This window comes from Fastidiosibacter lacustris (assembly GCF_003428155.1).
Taxonomy (GTDB): Bacteria; Pseudomonadota; Gammaproteobacteria; order Francisellales; family Francisellaceae; genus Caedibacter; species Caedibacter lacustris.
The window spans coordinates 35,989-50,740 of record NZ_QLIR01000010.1 but is presented as its reverse complement, the minus strand read 5'-3'; the positions used below and the strand labels follow the sequence as shown (position 1 = coordinate 50,740).

Annotated in this window: 16 protein-coding genes; 9 read left to right on the top strand and 7 right to left on the bottom strand. The window is 34.8% G+C overall.

Features of this window, described 5'->3' with window-relative positions; translation table 11 throughout:
• Window positions 1-123: 123 nt before the first annotated feature.
• The 6 genes from trkA to DNJ77_RS06110 form a co-directional block, all read right to left on the bottom strand.
• Entirely contained in the window at window positions 124-1,497 is a 1,374-nt protein-coding gene (gene trkA, locus DNJ77_RS06135; RefSeq protein ID WP_116964114.1) for a Trk system potassium transporter TrkA, read from the bottom strand.
• Window positions 1,497-2,111 (bottom strand): cob(I)yrinic acid a,c-diamide adenosyltransferase, encoded by a 615-nt coding sequence (locus DNJ77_RS06130; RefSeq protein WP_116964113.1) that lies wholly within the window; start codon window positions 2,109-2,111, stop codon window positions 1,497-1,499. Before DNJ77_RS06130 ends, trkA begins: the two co-directional genes overlap by 1 nt.
• Window positions 2,112-2,122: 11 nt before the next feature.
• A complete protein-coding gene (gene rlmE, locus DNJ77_RS06125) occupies window positions 2,123-2,749 on the bottom strand; it encodes a 23S rRNA (uridine(2552)-2'-O)-methyltransferase RlmE (RefSeq protein WP_116964112.1) in 627 nt (208 codons plus the stop codon).
• 104 nt (window positions 2,750-2,853) lie between these two features.
• Entirely contained in the window at window positions 2,854-3,978 is a 1,125-nt protein-coding gene (locus DNJ77_RS06120; protein WP_116964111.1) for a calcium:cation antiporter, read from the bottom strand.
• Between the two features lie 25 nt (window positions 3,979-4,003).
• Window positions 4,004-4,273, bottom strand: coding sequence for a BolA family protein (locus DNJ77_RS06115; RefSeq protein ID WP_116964110.1), 270 nt, complete (start codon window positions 4,271-4,273; stop codon window positions 4,004-4,006).
• The gene (locus DNJ77_RS06110) at window positions 4,273-4,836 is read right to left on the bottom strand and encodes a 5-formyltetrahydrofolate cyclo-ligase (protein ID WP_116964109.1); all 564 of its coding nucleotides are present in this window, start codon (window positions 4,834-4,836) and stop codon (window positions 4,273-4,275) included. The genes DNJ77_RS06115 and DNJ77_RS06110 overlap by 1 nt, the downstream gene beginning before the upstream one ends.
• A gap of 350 nt (window positions 4,837-5,186) precedes the next feature.
• Here DNJ77_RS06110 and nagA point away from each other — a divergent pair, with 350 nt between their 5' ends.
• From nagA to DNJ77_RS06075, 7 genes are all read left to right on the top strand, one after another.
• On the top strand, window positions 5,187-6,332 hold the full coding sequence (nagA, locus tag DNJ77_RS06105; RefSeq protein WP_116964108.1) for an N-acetylglucosamine-6-phosphate deacetylase: 1,146 nt from the start codon (window positions 5,187-5,189) through the stop codon (window positions 6,330-6,332).
• A gap of 143 nt (window positions 6,333-6,475) precedes the next feature.
• Window positions 6,476-7,522 (top strand): Holliday junction branch migration DNA helicase RuvB, encoded by a 1,047-nt coding sequence (ruvB, locus tag DNJ77_RS06100; protein ID WP_116964107.1) that lies wholly within the window; start codon window positions 6,476-6,478, stop codon window positions 7,520-7,522.
• 15 nt (window positions 7,523-7,537) lie between these two features.
• Window positions 7,538-8,470 (top strand): DMT family transporter, encoded by a 933-nt coding sequence (locus DNJ77_RS06095; protein ID WP_157966618.1) that lies wholly within the window; start codon window positions 7,538-7,540, stop codon window positions 8,468-8,470.
• Between the two features lie 79 nt (window positions 8,471-8,549).
• Window positions 8,550-9,413 carry a LysR family transcriptional regulator gene (locus DNJ77_RS06090; protein ID WP_116964105.1) on the top strand — a complete coding sequence of 288 codons (864 nt, stop codon included), beginning with the start codon at window positions 8,550-8,552 and terminating at the stop codon, window positions 9,411-9,413.
• 84 nt (window positions 9,414-9,497) lie between these two features.
• Window positions 9,498-10,070, top strand: coding sequence for a hypoxanthine-guanine phosphoribosyltransferase (locus DNJ77_RS06085; protein ID WP_116964104.1), 573 nt, complete (start codon window positions 9,498-9,500; stop codon window positions 10,068-10,070).
• Window positions 10,071-10,077: 7 nt separating this feature from the next.
• Window positions 10,078-10,860, top strand: coding sequence for a TatD family hydrolase (locus tag DNJ77_RS06080; protein WP_116964103.1), 783 nt, complete (start codon window positions 10,078-10,080; stop codon window positions 10,858-10,860).
• Window positions 10,861-10,923: 63 nt separating this feature from the next.
• On the top strand, window positions 10,924-11,856 hold the full coding sequence (locus tag DNJ77_RS06075) for a hypothetical protein (RefSeq protein WP_116964102.1): 933 nt from the start codon (window positions 10,924-10,926) through the stop codon (window positions 11,854-11,856).
• Between the two features lie 7 nt (window positions 11,857-11,863).
• Here the strand turns inward: DNJ77_RS06075 and asd are convergent, their stop codons facing one another.
• Window positions 11,864-12,727 (bottom strand): archaetidylserine decarboxylase, encoded by an 864-nt coding sequence (gene asd, locus DNJ77_RS06070; protein ID WP_239986760.1) that lies wholly within the window; start codon window positions 12,725-12,727, stop codon window positions 11,864-11,866.
• A 264-nt stretch (window positions 12,728-12,991) separates the two neighbouring features.
• Here asd and hppD point away from each other — a divergent pair, with 264 nt between their 5' ends.
• The gene (hppD, locus tag DNJ77_RS06065; RefSeq protein WP_204723369.1) at window positions 12,992-14,074 is read left to right on the top strand and encodes a 4-hydroxyphenylpyruvate dioxygenase; all 1,083 of its coding nucleotides are present in this window, start codon (window positions 12,992-12,994) and stop codon (window positions 14,072-14,074) included.
• A gap of 9 nt (window positions 14,075-14,083) precedes the next feature.
• A complete protein-coding gene (gene maiA / locus DNJ77_RS06060) occupies window positions 14,084-14,731 on the top strand; it encodes a maleylacetoacetate isomerase (RefSeq protein WP_116964101.1) in 648 nt (215 codons plus the stop codon).
• Window positions 14,732-14,752 lie beyond the last annotated feature (21 nt).

Genomic DNA, 14,752 nt, shown 5'->3' with positions numbered 1-14,752 from the left:
TCATAAAATAATCTAGTGCACATCATATAAAAAAAGCAGAAGAAAGTCTATTAACTTTCCATTTTGGAATGCTCTATTATTGGAAGCTTGCTTATACCTAATGGTTAAAATGATTAATGGCACTTATAGAAAAACAGGTAACACCTGAAAGAGTTTTTCAATAGTGCGGATATGATCCATATCTGTGATGATCACAACCACATGATCACCTGATTTGATTACATAATGGTCATGGGCAATCAGGATATTATCCTCACGCACAATTCCACCAATAATAATCGACTTTGGTAAGTTCAGTTCATTAATAGCTTTGCCAACAATTGGTGAGCTATCTACTGTACCATGAACAACGATTTCCATTGCTTCAGCTTGACCGCCATAAAGTGAGTAAATATTGAGCATGTCTCCTTTACGCAAATAAGTTTGAATAACACCAATAGTGATGCGCTGGGGCGAGATGGCTCGATCAATCGTCTGTGTTTCATCAACCAATTCAGCATAACTTAGGCTATTGACTAATGCAATTGTGCTTTTAGCTCCCATTTTTTTTGCCAACATTGCAGACATAATATTTGCTTCATCATCATTGGTAACAGCACAAAACAAGTCAGTATCATCAATGCTTTCGGCATTTAAAAGTTCAGCGTCAGAAGCATCTCCTGCTAAAACGGTTGTATTATTTAAAGTCTCGGCAGCAAGATGGCATTTTTCATAATTGTTTTCAATAATTTTAACTAAATAATCATTTTCTAGTTTTTTTGCAAGTCCCATACCAATGTTTCCACCTCCTGCAATAAACAGCTTGCGGCAGGCAGTTTGGTGTGGTTGAAACTCACGCAAAATTGCAGGAATGTTAATACGTTCAGCAATGAAGAAAACGTCATCATACTTCTGTAATATAGTATCAGCTGAAATGAGAATATTCTGTTTTTTGCGATAAATGGCAACAATACGTGCGTCAATATCTGGCAGTTCTTGACGAAATTCTTTAATACTCATACCATGCAAAGGGGAGTCTTCAGAGATTTCACTACCTGCAAGTTGTATGCGCCCATTGGCAAAGTCAACGATCTGGAAGCTTCCAGGGTGTTCCACTAAACGTACTAAGCGTTGAGTAACGAGCTCAGAAGGATTGATGATCATATCTATAGGAATATTATCATTATTGAAAATTTGCGGATAACGTGCATAGTTTTTATTGCGAAGACGTGCGATTTTCGTTGGAATTTTAAATAAGCTATATGCAATTTGGCAAGCTACAATATTAACTTCATCATTATTGGTGACAGCAATAATCATATCTGCATCATTAGCACCTGCCTCTTCAAGGACGTTAGGATGAGAGGCAGAGCCGCATACGGTTTTAACATCAAAATGGTTTTGGATGTGGCGTAAGCGCTCAGGTCTATCATCAACCACACTGATATTGTGATCTTTTTGTAAGTTTTTTGCTAGAGAGCTTCCGACTTGTCCTGCACCTAAAATAATGATTTTCATTATTTGTCCTTTTTGACGTTTGATTGTGGAATTAACATAATTTCATTATCTACTTGTGGTTGACTTCTATGACTTTGCCATAGTATTTCGTTGTGATTATCCTTAAGGTTAAGAAAACGTGCAAGTACAAATAAATAATCCGATAGGCGGTTTAAAAATTGTAAAATCAATGGATTTGTAAATTTAGGTTCATTTCTACTAAGTGCAACATAACAACGCTCTACTCTTCTGGCAATAGTTCGTGCTTGATGACAAAGTGCAGAAGCCTTAGAGCCACCTGGTAGGATAAACTCTTTAAGTGGTGTGAGATGGCTGTTAAAGTTATCTATGTAGTGTTCAAGTATTGTTATATTCTCAGCCGCTAATTGGCTAAATTGAGGATGTGATAACTCACCACCAATATTAAAAAGCTGATGTTGAATGTTTTGTAATTGTATATTGATATCGTTGTGATGAGAGAAGGATACCACAACACCAATAGCGGCATTTAGTTCATCTAGTTGACCAATTACTTCAATAATAGGTGTACATTTATCAATCCGCTTATTATCTGATAAAGCGGTTTTTCCTTTGTCACCTGTTTTGGTATAGATTTTTGAAAGTCTGTAACCCATCTATATTTCTCTTAACATTTATTAAATCCAATTACATAAACTTCACGCGAGCGAGTCCGTGAAGCATCTGGTTTACGAATGACAACTTTTTGGTATTGTTGTTGGACGTTTTTGACAAACATTTCAAAACCCTCACCTTGAAAGACTTTAGCTAGAAAGTTACCTTTGGGTTTTAATACACTTTGTGCAAAATCTAATGCAAGTTCAACCAAATACATAGCATTAGCTTGATCGGTACTTCGATTACCACTCATATTAGGTGCCATATCTGAAACCACCCAATCGACAGTTTGCCCTTTAATTAAGTTCATAAGTTCTTCGTATGACTCATCTTGGGTGAAGTCTCCTTGAATAAACACTACATCTGGTAAAGGGTCCATTTCCAAAATATCAAGTGCAAATACTTTCCCTTTTTCACCGACAAAGCTTGTTAATACCTGTGACCAGCCTCCTGGTGCTGCACCTAGGTCAACAATTTGCATACCTAATTTAAAAAGTTTATCCTTTTCTTGTAATTCAATAAGTTTGTATGCTGCACGTGAGCGAAAACCTTCTTTTTTGGACTGGCTGACATAATAATCGTTATGATGTTCATCCAGCCAACGTTTACTACTTTTACTATGTTTATTTTTTGACATTATAACCATTATTAAGAAATAGTTGCTTATTCGTACGTTAGTATATACTGATACGTTTGACATGAATAGCTGAAATACTCCAATCAAAGTAAAGCGTATATAGTTTAAGCAAAGGGTTGAGCGGTATCAAAAATTAAAGCAAAATAAATGGCAAATACAGTTAATAGTACCACGCCGTTAAATACACTTGTTCTCCTTGAGGTAAAAGTGATAAGGCTAATAAAAAAAGTTAACATTAAGATAACGATGGATGTACTATTTAAACCTAATATAAGTGGGTGCCCTAGAATTAAATTTATGACAATTACAGATGGCACAGTTAAGCAAATAGTTGCAACAGCTGAACCCATACACAGGTTAATCGAGCGTTGTAGTTGATTCTTGTAGGCAGCTTGAATGGCACTGACACCTTCTGGTGTCAACACTAAAAGAGCGATGATAAAACCACCAAGTTTACTAGGGAGACCTGCTTCTTGAATGCTATATTCTAAAAAAGTTCCAAGATTTTTAGATAGTGCAATCATCACAATAAGACCGATCAAAAGTAAAGTAACGTGATAACATACCGATCTCATCGAGCTATGCTGCTCACCTTGTTGACTTTTATGATCAAGCGAAAATTGAAAATAATCACTGTGAGTAATCGTTTGCATCACCAAAAAATTAGCGTACAAAATAACACATACCACAATGACAATAATGGATTGACTTAAATTGAAGGTGCCTGCATCTGTAGCAACAGTATAATTGGGTAAAATTAGACAAATGCTAAGCAGTAAAATTAATAAAGATATATAGATACTTGCACCTTCAATATTATACATTTGAGTGTTGTGTTTGATTCCTCCAGTTAGTAGACTTAAGCCTGCAAACCCATTGACGGCAATCATGATAACAGCAAACATCGTATCCCTTGCAAGTGTAGAATCTCCTTTTCCTATGAGCATCATTGTAATAATAAGCGCTACTTCAATTGAGATGACCGAAAGCGTCAGAATAATCGTTCCATAAGGCTCACCAAATTTATGAGCAAGTCGATCAGCATGTTTAACGACGTTAAATGCACAAATTAGCATTACACAAAATATAGTAAACGTTGTAACTGCAGTTACAAAGTGACTAATATTTTGTGGATTGAACGTTGTAAAAATAAAATTGATCAAAATAAAAAGAATAATCGGTAGCACAACTCCGTATTCAGCTTTGATAAAAGCAGATATTTTTTGCATTATTTTCTCTTCTTATTCAGTTTATTCAGTTATTTTCAATATGAATGGATAAGGCATGGATTTGATCTTTCATCAGATCTCCTAAACAAGTGTAGATTTCCTGGTGTGCTTTAATGGTGCTAAGTGTAACAAATTTTAGGCTAGCTATCCGTAGTTTAAAATGAAATTTTCCGCTTTGAAAGTGTTTGTGTTTTTGGTGTTTGTGCGTTTCATCAATCAGTTCAAGTATAGAAGGGTCAAATGCTTTGGTAAGTCTGTCGATGATGAGCTTTTGTAAGTTAGAATTAGTGTTCATCAATTGATAATTTTAGTTGGAGTAATAATAGCATCCATTGTAATATCCCAAGAATTCATTGCAACACTATCATGCTGTTGTTCATCAAATGCAATACCAATAAATTGAACATTATTGAATTTTTTACAGTAGCGTAGTGTTGTGTCATAAAAACCGCCACCCATTCCAATACGTTGTTTGTGTTTATTAAAGCCAACCAAAGGAATAATAATAATATCAAGTTCCCAAGGTGCAAGTATGTTGTTAGCATAAAAAATAGGCTCTAATAGTTGATATTTATTTCTTGCATATTTTTGTGTATCCACACTAAACCATAAGTGACGAGTATGAAACGAGTGAAGGATAGGGTAGTAAAGTAGGTTATTTTTAGCCTTAAGCCTCTGATTAATATAATAAGGCGAAATCTCTTCGTCTGTGGCAAAATAGCTTGCGATGTTTTTGTTTGTAAGCTTTGGGAAGTATATTTCAAACTGCTTGGCAAGCGCTAATGCCAAGTGATTTTTTTGTATACTTGGAATAGATTTTCTGATCTGACGTAACACTTTACGGATAGAAGTTTGCATGTGCTTAAATAAAGATAAGTTATATATATTGTCATTATTGAATTTTAAATAGAATTAGTCGACAGTATAGCCTGCTAAATTAAACTTTATTCTCTTTAGTTTTAAAAGAAGTGCTAAATCGTAAACTAGTAAGGTAATTTATTTTTCATTGTATACAGAGGTTTTTTATATCAAATGATTGCTGCTATAAATCAAATTGTTAAAATGAACTTTCACATCTAACTAAGAGACTAGTACATGTCTGATAAAAAAGTTACAATAAAGACATTACAATATAAGCAAGACGTTTACGTTAGTAGATGTGGATATGGTGATGCAATTTTACAAGAAATGACACTTATGGGGCAGATATGCAAAGTTATCGAATAAGTGGTGCAAAAATTGTCACTAAATCTGAAATCATTGAAGGTGAGCTCGTTGTTGAGTATGGTAAAATCGTATCATTCGGGGAAATAAATACACGATTTAAATATTTACCAAAAGTTAATTACCATGCAAGTGATATAATCATGCCAGGTTTTATCGATATCCATATTCATGGCTCAAATGGTTGTGATGTAATGGATGCTGAAATAGAAGCACTTAAAGTCATAAGTTCATCACTTTATCGTCAAGGTGTGACAAGTTTTTTGGCAACTACGATGACACAAACTGAAGAAGCTATTGAAAATGCGTTATCGAATGTAGCTGATTTTGGTTATCAATATTCACATGAGCACCACTTTGCTAATGTTCTGGGGGTGCATTTAGAAGGACCATTTATCTCAGCTTTAAAAATTGGAGCACAAAATCCCGTATATTTACAACAAGCCTCATTAGAAAAATTAAATCATTGGCAAAACTTATCACGAAATGCGATTCGTAAGGTTACACTCGCACCTGAAGTTGAAGGTGCCAACAACATTATTGACTGGTGTAACACACATGGTGTGATTGCTTCAATTGGACATACTAATTGTAGTGTTGCATGTGCGCTTGATGCTATTGACAAAGGCGTTACTCAAGCAACTCATTTATTTAATGCAATGAGTGGAGTGGATCATCGGCAACCAGGTGCTGCAACTGCGATTTTGATGTCAAATAAAGTGATTGCTGAGCTTATTGTTGACGGAGTACATTTAGCACCTGAAATTGTCAAGATGACATTTTGTATTAAAGAGGCAGAGGGAATTATTTTAGTTACCGATGCCATGTCTGCCCAGGGATATGGTGAAGGTATTTTTGAACTTGGGGGACAAAAAGTCATTGTTAAAAATGGTGAAGCTCGTTTGGAGAATGGGGTGCTTGCGGGGAGTGTACTAACTATGAATATCGCTTTAAAAAATATGTTAAAGTTTAGTGCATGCAGTTTGCAAGAGCTTGTTAAGATGTCGAGTTTTAATGCAGCAAAAAGTTTAAATTTTGATAAACGGAAAGGCGACATTCAAGTTGGCATGGATGCGGATCTTGTTGTGCTGGATAAGTCGTTTCAAGTAAAGCAAGTTTTCAGAGCGTGATTATAGTAAATAGTTTTGAACAGGCGTTTATTAATGTCAGATAGCTAATGTGAAATAAGACAAGCTAAAAATCACGTCGTTTTTGTCTTTAAAACGTGTTAGGCTTCTGTTTATATAGTCAATATTAAGTATGATGTAGAAATATGATAGAAACAGATCGTATTATCTCTGGTAATAAGCAAATGGAAGATAATCAAATAGATCGTGCAATAAGACCAAAAACATTACCAGATTATCACGGTCAACCTGTTGTTAAAGAACAAATGGAGATATTTATTGCTGCTGCTAAAAAGCGCAAAGAAGCGTTAGATCATGTATTGATTTTTGGTCCTCCTGGCTTGGGCAAGACAACACTCTCACATATTATTGCCAATGAAATGAACGTTTCACTCAAACAAACCTCAGGTCCTGTGTTGGAGAAAGCAGGTGATTTGGCGGCACTGTTAACGAACTTAGAAGCAAACGATGTTCTTTTTATTGATGAAATTCATCGTTTAAGTCCTGTGATTGAAGAAGTGCTCTATCCTGCAATGGAAGATTATCAACTGGATATCATGATCGGAGAAGGACCAGCAGCACGTTCCATTAAAATTGACCTTCCACCTTTTACTTTGGTTGGTGCAACAACAAGGGCAGGACTTTTGACATCACCCTTAAGGGATCGCTTTGGGATTGTACAACGCTTAGAGTTTTACTCAGTTGATGATTTAACTGAAATTATTATGCGATCAGCCAAACTTATGCAAATAAGCATCAAAATAACAGGAGCTAAAGAAATTGCGAAACGTGCGCGTGGCACACCAAGAATTGCTAATAGGCTTTTACGTCGAGTTCGAGACTATGCAGAAGTGAAAGCGCATGGAGTTGTTGACCATAAAGTTGCCGATAAAGCTTTATTACTTATTAATGTTGACCCTGTTGGCTTTGATCAAATGGATAGGCGTTATTTATTAGCATTAATTGACAAGTTTTCAGGAGGACCAGTAGGTTTAGACACCATTGCAGCATCTATATCTGAAGAGCGAGGAACCATAGAAGATGTGATTGAGCCTTATTTGATTCAACAGGGTTATATTATGCGTACTGCAAGAGGGCGTGTAGCAACTTTGCACGCTTATCGTCATTTTGACATTGAAATGCCAGATAAATTAGAAGATTATCAACGTTTACCTGGCAACGATGAAGGTTAATCTAGGGGGGAGGTTTTGGGAATTATTATAGGAATTATTTCAGGTATGCTTTGGGGGTTAAATGATGTTTTAACCAATATTTACTCAGAGCAAGCTTTGTTTAGTACAGCTACTTTTGCAGTTTTAGTTTTTGCATTAGCGTTGTCGCTTATGCAAGATAGTTTTTCTTGTTTGGGTATTTTTGTTTATCATCATATACGTGGTAGCTTAATAAAAAATTGGCGTAAAACAACATTGCAAAACTTTTGGCCACTTGTGATTGCAGCAATGTGTGCAGGACCCTTAGGAATGGTCGCGGGTATTATGGGTATAGCATATGCAGGACCTGTTTACGCTGGTGTGGTCACATCTTGTTACCCTGTTATCGCCTTATTATTTGCCATGATTTTATTACGTGAAAAACCAACCAAAGTAAAAGTCGTTGGTATTATTTTATCTGTCATTGCTGTCATGTTTATCTCAATTACAGGTGTACGCTCAGGTGCAGAGCACATCCTAATTGGTTTAATCTTTGCAAGTTGTGCGATGATTGGTTGGGGTATGGAATCAATCTTATTTTCAATTGCACAAAAATCCTCAACTCAAGATGTTTCCTGGTTGTTAGCCATTCGTCAAAGTACTTCTGCTTTAAGTTATTTATTGATTTTGATCATATTATTGATTGTGGACTATGTACAGACGTGGCAAGTGATGAGTCATTTATTTTTACCATTACTTATGATTGGTTGTGTGTTGTCAGCTTCTAGCTCTTATTTGGCATATTATCATGCGATCAAACGCATTGGAGCAAGCTTGGGAACAACGTTTAATGCAAGCTTTATCTTTTGGGCAGGTATTTTCAGTGTAATCTTTAATATCACTCATGTTGAGCACTCATTTGTAGTGTGGAGTATTATGCTTATTATTGGTATTTACTTTGCATCTAAAGGTAATATTAAATACTCTTAAATTGCTTGTTAAAGACGATGTTTTTTATAGCAAACTGCTGAAACTTAAATTCAATATAAATAATTAAGAAGAGAGATTAATGATCAATTTAAGCCCGTTATTACAGGCATTTATTGCTGTTGAAAAAGCTGGTACGGTGCATAGTGCAGCAGATGTATTACACTTGACACAAACAGCGGTTACTCAACGTATAAAGTCATTAGAAGAAAAGCTTAATGTGTCACTTTTTGTTCGTTCACGCAAAGGCATGCAATTGACATCAGAGGGGCAAATATTATTACGTTATTGTCATGATATCCAAAAGCTTGAGAATACTTATTTACGTAGTCTAAATATGCACCAGAGTGAAAATATTATTCCGATTAAAATCGTATCGTCCTCCACACTTATGAAAACGCGTATTGTTGAGCCTGTTGCAAAAATTGCCAAAGCTTATCCACAACTTCGCTTTCACTTACAAATTCAAGATATTGAAAATAGACATGATTTATTAAAAACAGGAAAAGTTGACTTAGCAATCGTTAATAATAATTTTGTTTCAAAGGAGATGTGTATAAAAACATTGCAACCTGAGCGCTATGTGCTAATCGTGCCTAAAGAATGGCAATCAAGGACTGTGAGTGATATTATTGCAAGCGAAAATATCATCGATTTTGATCCCAGTGATACCATTACTTTTTGCTATTTGGAAAAGTATCAACTATTGACCTTAGCACGTAAAGATCGTCACTTTGTCAACTCTCCTGACCAGCTAGCACAATTAGTTGGATTGTCGTTAGGTTATACAGTTGTAACTAAGCAGTTTTATCAGCAATATTGTGATCCAGGAAGGATAATTGTTTTGAATCCTAATGACTACTACGATCATGAGGCATCATTATGTTGGTATGATAGAGGCATTTTGCCCAATTACTTTCGTCAATTGATTGATTTGATTTGTTAGTGAATTTAAGCATTTTTTAGTTCGCATTTCGTAAGAAATCATATAGAATAAGCCGAAATTTTCATAAATAAAATTTCACGTCAAATGCCACAAATCACACCTCATTTCATTAAAGAAGTTTTTGATGCTTCGAATGTAGTTGTTTCTAAAGAAGAACTTGAACTTGCATTTGGTAAGCTTGCAAATGGAATTACGCAAGCACATATTAAAGATAATCCAATTGCAGTGTGTGTAATGAATGGAGGATTGTTTATCACTTCTGAAATTGTTAAGCGTTTAAGGTTTCCTTTGCAGGTTGACTATATTCATGCCAGTCGTTATGGTAATGAATATACAGGAACTAGCATGCTTAATTGGGTAAAAACACCTAATATTGATCCATTAGGGCGTACGGTTATTTTGTTTGATGATATTTTAGATGGTGGTTTGACTTTGTCTGAAGTTAAGCGTTATTACGAGGATCGAGGTGCTGCACGTGTGCTGACTGCTGTTATGCTAGATAAGAAAGCTCCACGTGAGAAAGGAGGTCTTTTAAAAACAGATTATTGTGGTACAGAAGTTGAAAACGAATGGGTGTTTGGTTTTGGTTTAGACTATTATGGGTATATGCGTAATGTACCTGAAATTCGAGCCGTTGATAAAAAGCACATGATCTAATTTTCATATGCTTATTGATTCACATTGCCATTTAAACCACTTAAGGTTAGATGATGGTTTAACAATAGAGAAAGTCGTTCAAAATGCTAAATCTAAAGGCATTAATAAAATTATCTCAATTTCGACAACACTAGAAGAGGTTCAAACCATAGCAGATACGGCGTCTGCATTTCAAAATGTGTATTACTCTGTCGGTGTGCATCCTAGTGAAACAGAAGGTGTTCAGCCTGTAGACGCACAGACGATTATTGATTATATAGACGCAGATAAAGCCCATAAATGCGTAGCTATAGGTGAAACTGGGCTTGATTATTTTTACAATGAACCAAAGAGTTATCAGCTGCAAAAGCAAAAGTTCATTGCTCATGTAGAGGCTGCAAAAATACTCAAAAAACCTGTTATCGTTCATACACGTGCAGCTAAAGAAGATACTTTAAGCATTTTAAAAGACTACAATATTGAGTGTTGTGGTGGGGTGCTTCATTGTTTTACTGAGGATTGGGATATGGCAAACCAGGCACTTAATATGGGAATGTATATTTCAATATCAGGCATTGTCACCTTTAAGAATGCACAAGATGTCCAGGAAATGGCAAAGAAAATTCCGCTTGATCGATTGCTTGTCGAAACAGATGCACCATATCTAACACCTATCCCATATCGTGGTAAGCCAAATTACCCGGAGTATGTCTACTATGTAGCTGAATTTTTAGCAAAGTTGCGTGGTGAAGACTTTGAGGAATTTTGTATAGTGACAAAAGCCAATACAATGAAGTTATTTCAAATTTAGTCAACGTTTACTTAAACAGAAAGTAAAGATAATAGTTCGATTTGTAGAAAATGGAAGATGAGTATGGAAAAAATTAATAAACTAAAACTAATTGATGATTTTATTAAAATACTGAAGGAGTTATGGGTAATTAAGTTTATATGGTCTCTTTATAAGTGGCTATTACTATTATTTGTAGGTTGTTTTATTGGGTATTTAATTTTATCAGGCTATGGGTATATAAAACATTTCTTGAACTTGCTTGGTATTGATATGTTCGTTTTTCAAAGCACAACGATATCTGATATTCAATTTATATATAGAGGACTCATTTCTTTATTAAATATAGGACTCAGCGATTTATCTTTAAAAGTTTGGAATTTTTTCTGGGTCATGTTATTAGCAACGGTTGTATATATCGGTATTGGTTGTATTGCTATTTCATCATTTAGAAATTCCCGAAAAAACTTATCAGGTCACGAAAGCAATGTGCTACAACCTAATAACAGTAACCTATTCATCCCTGATAATGTAAGGGCTGTGAAAACAATGGAGAGCTTTCAGAGAAATAAATCATTAAATAAAATCTATGAAGAACTAACACAATCTATTCTTCTAATTGCTTTTCTTTTATCTGTGGTATATAGATTTTTAGTTGTCTTTTTTTTAGTTCCTCTATTAAGTAGTGAAATTCAGGCTGAAAAAAGAGTAACGGAGGAGGCGTATAACTTATTTGTTGATCAAAAAAAATATGATTTAATAGTAACCGACTCGCATTATAATTATGTTATTTATCCTGAGTTTGCAAAAACATGTCGAATTTTAATTGGTGAAAATTTTTACACACAAGACTTTGTTTACGCCAATTCAATTCAAGTTCAGCAAAATTGTTTTAATTTTAATAATAATCTTAAGAAAGGCTTATGTGAGCGAATACAAAAAAATAAAGCTCAGTCTCCATTTACAATAAACACCCCATATTTCCATGAGTTAGAGCATGTTTATTGTAATAAATAATCGTGAGTTATTTAATTTGTGCAATTTTCTGTCCCATTTTAATTTCGGAAAGGTTGTCATTAAAAGCAATTTTATTTTCAGGGAACAGTGTAATAATCGTTGAACCAAAGTTAAATAATCCAATTTCATCGCCTTTTCTAAAGTGGATATTTTGCCCTTGATAATCAAAGTGCTGAATACTGTTATAGTAGTTTGGTGCGACCATTTTATGCCAAACGGTTTCAATCCCTGCAACTAGCATGGCTCCAACAAAAATTACAGCAATTTCACCAATATCAGTATCAAAATAGCATATCAAGCGTTCATTTTTAGCAAATAAGTTATCAATGTTTTGAGCGGTAAGCTCGTTAACTGAAAACAGTTTGCCAGGAATATAGCTCATACGTGTGAGTGTGCCATCTATAGGCATATGCACACGATGATAATCTTTTGGTGCAAGATAAATGACGGCAAAATCAGTGTAATTGGTTGTGTGGGTTTTAGCAGTGAGTGCATCAACAGTAAAATATTTGCCTTTTGCTTGGATAACTCTGCCTAAGTCAATTTTCGCAGCTTGAGTTATCTTTCCATCAGCGGGGGAGATAATCGCCTTTGAATCGTGATTAATGGGACGAGATTCAGGCTTAAGCTTGCGTGTAAAAAAATCATTAAAACTCTTGTAATCTCTAATATTTTGTAGCAAAGCATCATCAAGATTAATTTGAAAGCGTTTAATTGCAAGTTTAATAAGAGTTTCTTTGATATGATGTTGTTGGCAATTAGCTAGCTTACCAACTAAACGTGATAATAAAGTTTGCGGCAGAATTTTTTGGCTATAGAGAAAAAATGTGTCTTTTAGCATGTAGGTTATATGTATTTTTTTGTTCGGCATTCTAAATTATTTTGATTCTGCTTGCTACTTTTTTTGTATAAAGGTTCTATGTTTAATCAATAACTTAAAATGGTAGTTAGTTATTTCAATTGTCAAGTCATGTTGCTGTTATTATGCAATAAATTTACATAATACAAATAAAGCTAGTTTTTCACTGTGTTTTGATGCAAACGTCGTTATGCTATGGTATGTTAGCCACCATGCAAGCAAACACCCGCTTGTCCATGTATAAAAACTGGGAAAGAATTTTTTAAGGAGGTTGCAATGGAATCAATGGAGGTTTTAGCTAATCCAGTCGGTACCAAAGGCTTTAGTTTTTTAGAATACGTTAGTAATGCACCGCAAAAGATTCGTGACCTATTTAAACTAATCGGTTTTACGCATGTTGCCAATCATAAAAATAAAACTATTGAGCTATGGCAGCAAAACGATATATTCTTTTTGCTCAATAGCGAAGATAAAGGGTTTGCTAAAACATTTAAAAATACACATAAGGCTGGTGCCTGTGGGATGGGTTTTAAGGTAGAAAACGTTGAAAAGGCACTAGTGCATTGTATCAAAAAAGGCGCCAAAGTTAAGGAAAAAAACGTCGATGATTGGAACGGTGATAGTATAGAAGTTATTTGTGGCATTGCCGATACTAAGCTTTACTTAACTCATTATGATTCAATTTTAGATAGTGGTTTATTTAAGTGCATTGCTGGTGCTGATGCACGGATGAAGCAAAATGAATGTGGTTTATTGTATATTGATCATCTTACTCACAATGTATATCGCGGTAACATGGATAAATGGGCACAGTATTATATCGATTTGTTTAATTTTAGACAGATTCGCTACTTTGATATAGAAGGGAAATTAACAGGATTATATAGTAGAGCGATGACAAGTCCTTGTTTAAAAATTAAAATTCCAATCAATGAATCAGCAGATGATCGTTCGCAAATTGAAGAGTTTTTACATGAATATAATGGTGAAGGCATTCAACATATCGCACTAGAGAGTAAAGATATTTTTGATACGGTGGAGCGTTTACGCGGTTTAGGTTTAGAGTTTATGCACACGCCTGATACATATTACACCAAAACTCATGCGCGCTTACCCTATCATCCTGAATCAGTAGATCGGATGAGAAAAAATCGGATCTTAATAGATGGTGCATCAACTAAAGATGGTGGTTATTTATTGCAAATTTTTACAAACACTGTGATTGGTCCTGTGTTTTTTGAAATCATTCAAAGAAAAGGCGATGATGGTTTTGGTGAAGGAAACTTTCAAGCTTTGTTTGACTCGATTGAGCTAGATCAAATTGAGCGTGGTGTACTAAGTGAGCAAATGCATAAATAGGAGTTAAAGATGATTTTATATGATTATTTTCGTTCCTCGGCAAGTTTTCGTGTACGTATTGTATTACAGCTTAAAAAACTAAATTATCAAACAAAACAAATTCATTTACTTAATAACGGCGGTGAGCAATTTTCTATTGAGTATAAAACGATTAATCCACAATCTCGCGTGCCAAGTTTAAAAGATGGCAATGTTGTGATTACCCAATCTTTGGCGATTATTGACTACTTGGAAGATAAATACCCACAAGATGGAATTTATCCAATAGATCCTATCGTTAAAGCACAAGTAAAAGCATTTGCGTTAACCATTGCTTGCGATATTCATCCACTTAATAATTCTAGTGTGATTAAGTATCTAAAAGAAACATTTGCCATCAGTGAGGAAAAAGCTCAGAAATGGTATGCGCATTGGATTATATCAGGCTTTCATGCCTTAGAAGAGAAGCTTAAAAAGTCAGCTGGAAAATACTGTTTTGGTGATGATATTACGCTGGCCGATATTTGTTTAATTCCACAAGTTTATAATGCTAAACGTTTTAATGTGGAGGAGATAAGTGCATTTCCGATTATTAATCGCATTTATTATATGGCAATGACACATCCTGCTTTTATAGCAGCATCACCTGAAAGTGTTGTTGCCATCGAACATGAATAGATAATTAAATTATGTTGTTAT